General features: G+C 65.5%; 1 pseudogene. It reads left to right on the top strand.

Annotated elements, in window-relative coordinates:
• Window positions 1–125: 125 nt before the first annotated feature.
• Window positions 126–5,806 (top strand): annotated as a pseudogene (locus WCB02_RS28975) (hypothetical protein); the annotation flags it as partial.

The following is a 5,806-nucleotide window of genomic DNA, read 5'->3' as shown; positions in this document are numbered from 1 at the left end:
CGGCCAATGCCGCAGGCCCGAAAGTCAAAATCCCGATCCCTGTCAGCATCGCGGCGACCGCGTTGAGCAACACGACGAACCAATTATTCTTGGGGGCAGGCCAAATCGTCAACACAGCTCTCGGAATGGCGACCAACGGCGTGCCGAAGGGCGAGACGTTCTGGGGCGCCGTCTGGAGTGCCACCGAGGACCAGCTGTTCTATCTCGCCACAGCGCCCGTCGTCGGCGGATTGAGCGGCATGCTGCCGGCCGGCCGGATGCTCGAGGGCACCCTTACCGCGGCCAGTACAGCCGGTAAATATGAGCTGAAGCTCGCGCTCTCGGACAAATGGCTCGCGCACCTCGGGGCGCAGACCCTGGAGAATGCCGTCACTAATGTCGGGCTCGCCTGGGGCGACGACAAGGTCGTCCACGGCAAAGGCATGACGGCTCTGGACCTGCTCATGGCCGGCATCAACACCGCACCCGGAACGGTGCATCTCCTCGCCGAGCATCCAGGCGGCCTGCTCCACCGCGCCATCCAGATCAGCCAGCTCCGCAATGCAGCCCCGGCCGTCATGGACGCGAACCTTCGCGCCCACCCGCTGTTTGCGCCTTACCTCGACGGCGAGCCGTCTGCTACCGACCACCTGGTGGTCGTCAGCGGCACCGCAGGATTGAAAAAAGCGGCGGAGGATCTTGCGGGGGCGGCCCCTGAAAAACCGGCCGTCGAGCCCGAGGTGACGCCCGAAACGAACCCGCTCGAGAGTGAGGTGACGTCCGGAGCGGAACCGGCTGTGCCGACCGCCGACGTGACCAGAACCGATCCTGTGACCAGATCCGAACCGGCCGCGCTGACCGACGATGCGCCCGCAACGGAGCAGACCGCGCAGCCCGAAGGGGCCCCCGCAATCAATGTCGCCGCCGCGTTCGGCGCGACGGATCCTGCCGAGGCTGATGCGGTAAGCGTAGAGCAGGTTCTCGCACTCGATTACAGCAGCATCGACGGCATCGTCACCTCCGATTCCGACGGCAATGCCAATGGAATCGTGATGCGCAAGCGCGCCGCACGTGATCCGCGGGCGGTGGCCGCCAAACTCCTGGAGTTCTACGCGGCCAATGAGTTCAAGACGACAGCCAGGAACATCACCAAAGCTGGACAGACCCTGGACAGGGCGACCTTCGATTTCCTCGCCCGCCTGCTCACGGGGTCCTCGGAGCCGCTTTCCGTGGCGGAAGGGGTGATCGAGAATATTTTTGCGGGCATGGGCGTGGACGGGCGCGCCTTTCTGGCCGCCGTTCTCGGAGGCGACACGGACCAGCTGAGATTGTTCGCGCAGCAGGCGGAATCGATCGAAGTCGCGCCGCCGGCCCGCACCGCCGCGCCGGACCCAGCCCGGACCCAGGCCGAAGAGACGGCCGCAGTCGAGAGCGGCGGGCCGCAGCCGTCCTCCGGCGCCGGCTCACTGCCGGCAAGCCTGCTGCGGATCATCAGCCGGGATCCGCAGTTGATGGCGCCGATTCAGGACCCCGCCGCTTCGGAGCCTCAAACCCTGTCGGACTTTGAAGATCTGATGCCACTGTCGCCGTCGGGCGCAAGTGTGCAGGACAGGATCGGTTTGCGCGACCTTTACGATGCTCTCAATGGACAAAGGCCGCCGGAAAATGCCGCATCGCCGGTGCCGAAGAGCCTTATCGAGGCCATCCTCGCTCATCCGGAGCTGCTGGATCCCCAATCGCCGCGTTACCTGTCGCCGGATGGTCTGTCGGAGCTCTTGTCTGCGTCGTCGGAGATGCCGGAGCTGAGTTCCGAGGACATTGCCGGATTGAGCGATCTTACCGCCGCGCTGACCGGCAATTACCTGCAGGGGCCGCCGTGGTCGGACGTCGCCATCCAGGGCCTCCGCGATGACCCCGAGTTGCGGGGATTCCTGGTGGCTTTGCCACGCTCGCAGGAGGAAGTGCAGGCGCAGCGGCCGGATATGGATTCGACCCTCGCGTCCGAATTGAGCAATTTTTCCGGCGTGATCGACAGGGTCCGGCAGCGGCTCGCGGAGCCGCTGGCCGCCGGTCCGTGGACTATCGAGCAAATTGCCGCGGCGGGCACGGCCCTTCGCCCCGAGATGGGGCCGATGACGGAGCGCCTCATCACGGCCGTCCGCAACGGGCTGTCCGTGTTCGATTCCGGGATTACCAGGGACGAGTTTCCGGCGTATTTCCCGATGGCGGACCTCAGTGACGGCGAACGCGCCCACTTGTTTGCACTCTACGGGTCGACCCGAACGTTTTCCTTGCGCGCGTATTTCGCCGCGAATCCCGAGCAGCAGTCTCTCTCCGAGCCAGGCGACGACGTAACGCTGGACGAAAGCGCCGGAAACATCCAGCCGCCCGCGGGCCAGGACCCGGACGCCACGGGGGGGCCGGGACCGAATGGGATCCAGCCGTCCGTCGTGAAATCCTCTTTAGGGGACACGCTGCGGGACTTTATCGCGACGTCTGCCGCTCCGGTCGAGACACCCGCTTCTCTGTCCGAAGCGTCCGGGACGGACAGCGCCGAGCCGGTGTCCGCTGTCTCTGCGGCGGCGGGCGTATCGCGGGGCAAGGGGCCCGGAATACTCCGGCGCATCCTGGCGACGCTTCTCAGCCGTGTGGTGCCGTATCAAGACACGACGCCGGTGGACCTCGCGGCCACCGACGCGGCCGTGCGAAACGTCGTGGGCGTCCCGGAAGGGACGGCGTCGGCAGCCGGTGCCATGCGTTTCGTCGAGGGCGACGAGCTTGAAAGCCTGGGCAGAGCGGCGCTCGCAGCGGGAAGCGACGGTGCGGCGCTCGCTCCTGCGGCGGTCGATTTCACGAAAATGGCCGGCTTCACAGCCCGCGATCCCAACGGTTCAAACGACCCGACGCGGCGCATCATCGCCATTCGCAACGGATTCCGGAACAACCCTCACTTGGCCGCCCACGAAAGCGCGCATTTCTACGTGAACGACGATTGGGCGGCGTTTGCCCAGCGCATCAGGCTCACGAGCGTCATCGGGCTCGGACGCGGTTCGAGGCCGTTCGACACGCTTGACGAACTCGCCGCCGACTACATCGCTGCGAAAGCGACGGGCGGCCGTCTGCCGTCGTCCCCTGACGCCAACAGGCTCGCAGCCCTGATCGACGCGATGGGCGAAGACGCGTTCTTCGCGGCCTACCGGGACGGAGCGAACGCACCGGACGGGACGTTCGACACTTTCAAGCAGCTGGCGGAGCAGTCCTTCGGGGCGCGGGCCGCCGCGTCGCCTGCATCGGAGTGGCAGCCGAACCCGGTCCAGCCAGCCATGGGCGGCAACCAGCCGCAGGGCGGAACGGATACGCTGGACCCCGCGGCGCTCGCCGCGCGGCAGAACGAACTCTATCAGAATCGCGTGGCGAACGTGGAGAGCGCGATCGCGGCTGTCATCGAGGCTAATAATGCGCCGCTTCAGCCCGGTGAGACGCGTGACGTGAAAACGTATGTTTTCCTGGGCGGAGATACCGAGCAGGCCACACTCGCCCACAGCGGGCTCTACTGGTGGGTCAAGGCCCTGGCCCCGTCCACTCCCACCGAGCTGGCGGGTAAGACAAAGTACGTCGTTAACGCCGGAGCCCGGTCGCTGTTGCAGGGACAAGCGAAATATTTCCAGAAAAACCAGATGGAATTGCACCTTCCGGGCAGCAACACCCCGGTCAGGTTGTACTTCAACGAAGACGAGCTCGCCCAGCTGCGCGATGATACCCTTCCCCTGGACGCGGAGCCGCTGCAGAACCTGATGAGCTTTCTCGCGCATTTCTGGACCAGCGCCACGTTCGAGATTCCCGGGGAGGTCGAGCCCGTGACCGGCACGAAGATCAGGCTTCCGGACGCGCCCGACGTCGGGATGTTCACCGAGCCGGCCCAGAACAAGGACGGGCAGTGGGTGGCGCCGAAAGCGCGCCAGGGCGGCCATTCGCATGACAGAGAGGGCCGGCTTCCGTCGAAGGGCTATCGCTACCCGGCGGGGATCACGTCCGACAAGCCGTCGAGGATGGACCCGTCACTCATCTCGGGCCTGCTGACCTGGCACACGAAGGATGACGAACACGGCCTGCGCTATCAGCTCGAAGGCTGGATGCCGACGCGGCGGATATTGCCCGGCATCCGCGGCCGCCACGGCGCTGACTATGTCACCCACGCCAACTCCCACACTATAGGCACGAGGCCTGCTGGCAGGAAACCGACGCTGATCGGGACGCTCTTCCGCGACGCCACCGTACGCTCCGGGGCCACGCGCGAAAGCTGGAATGTCTCGACCTATGGCGCCAACAACTACACCGACGCGAACCCCATCAAGCTGAAGCCGTCGATTGAAGTCCAGGCCGGCTTGCTGATAAACCAGATGGCCAACGAGATGACGGGAGAAGAGGCGGTCAACGCGGCGCTTGAAGAGGTTGCACACCCTCTCGCCAGGCTCGAGACCAGCATAAAGCAAATAATCAGCGAAAACGCCCGTCTAATGCTTGGGGATGGCGTCAAAAACGGCGTGCTGTTCAGGATAGCGACGGAAAAGACGGAGAACCTCGCTCACGATCAGCTCAGGAAGCTTCCCTATTCGGGCGATTGGGCCCTCGGCGCGCTCAGGTCCCGCATGCGCGGGGAGCGTCCACGTGGGAACATCCCGGAGGCAATCGTAGAGAGGAACAGACACAGCATTACCGCAGACGCCTCTGCCAAACAGGTCGATGCCGTCGCCCGCTCAACCGTTGGCGGAACAGCAGTCGCCGCCGCTGCCGATCAGGCTGCCAGAACCGATGCCGCTCTCGTCGTCAGAGACCATATGGGTGAAGCCGCGCCGGCTGTCAGCACCGTCGTCATCGAGGCCGCCCTCAAGGCCGCCGCTGACGCCTTCGGCACCGAGGACGTCATCGGCGGTGGCGTGACCGCTGCTGCAGAAGCTGCTGCTGCCAATGCTGCTGCCGATGAACACGTCCAGGAAGCCGTCGCGGACGCGGCGGCCACGGGTGGCGCCGAGGCTGCGGCCAAGATCACATCTGCCGCCGGCGAGGCGGCCAAGTCTGCCTTCAATGCCATCGTGCGCGCCAGATCGGAAGCTGAAACGGCCGTCAAGGAGGACATCAGAGAGGGCGTTTTCAAGGCCACCGAGGGGACGCTCGACGCCCTGACGAAGCGGGGCCTCACCATCAAGGCCAAATGGGAGACCCGCCGGGTGAGGCCGATCGCGCAAAAAGCGGTCGGCCAGGCGACCCCTGAGCTTGCCGAAGAACTCATGAAGGCGACGAAGCTGCGCGAAAACGGCGAAGTGCCGGTGCCTGGAGAGAAGTCCCTCATCGAGGCGGCAAAGGCGCGAGCGGAGGTCCTGCTGGAGGCGGATGGCAGCGACGACAGCGTTGTGGAGGACATCTATAGGAGAAACGAGCACGGCAGCGTCTCGCAGTCGTATGCTGAAGCCGTCAGGACGGTCCTGGAACGCAGGATGGCACAGATCAAAGCCGATGCCGGCGGCCGCCCCCTTACTGCCAGCGATCTGGAGGCCCTTCACCGCAATCCAACCGGCCCGTCCGGCAGGCCCGTGCTGGAGACGGAGGTCAGACACGAGCTGGAAAAGATGCTCGCCCAGTTGAATGGCTCTTTCCCCACCGCGGCCGCGCGACCCGATGCGCAAACAGCGCCGCCCGATGCGCAGGCTGCGCAACCTGCCGCACAATCGCCGGCCACGCCGGATGCGGCTGCGCGTGCCGCCTTCGGCGAGAAGCTGGATCGTTACCGAGGCCAGGCCTTCACTGACATCAGAGACGAACTGAAAGG

The sequence above is a fragment of the Bradyrhizobium sp. genome (assembly GCF_049581145.1).
Taxonomy (GTDB): domain Bacteria; phylum Pseudomonadota; class Alphaproteobacteria; order Rhizobiales; family Xanthobacteraceae; genus Bradyrhizobium.
This window is presented reverse-complemented; position numbering and strand designations above follow the sequence as displayed.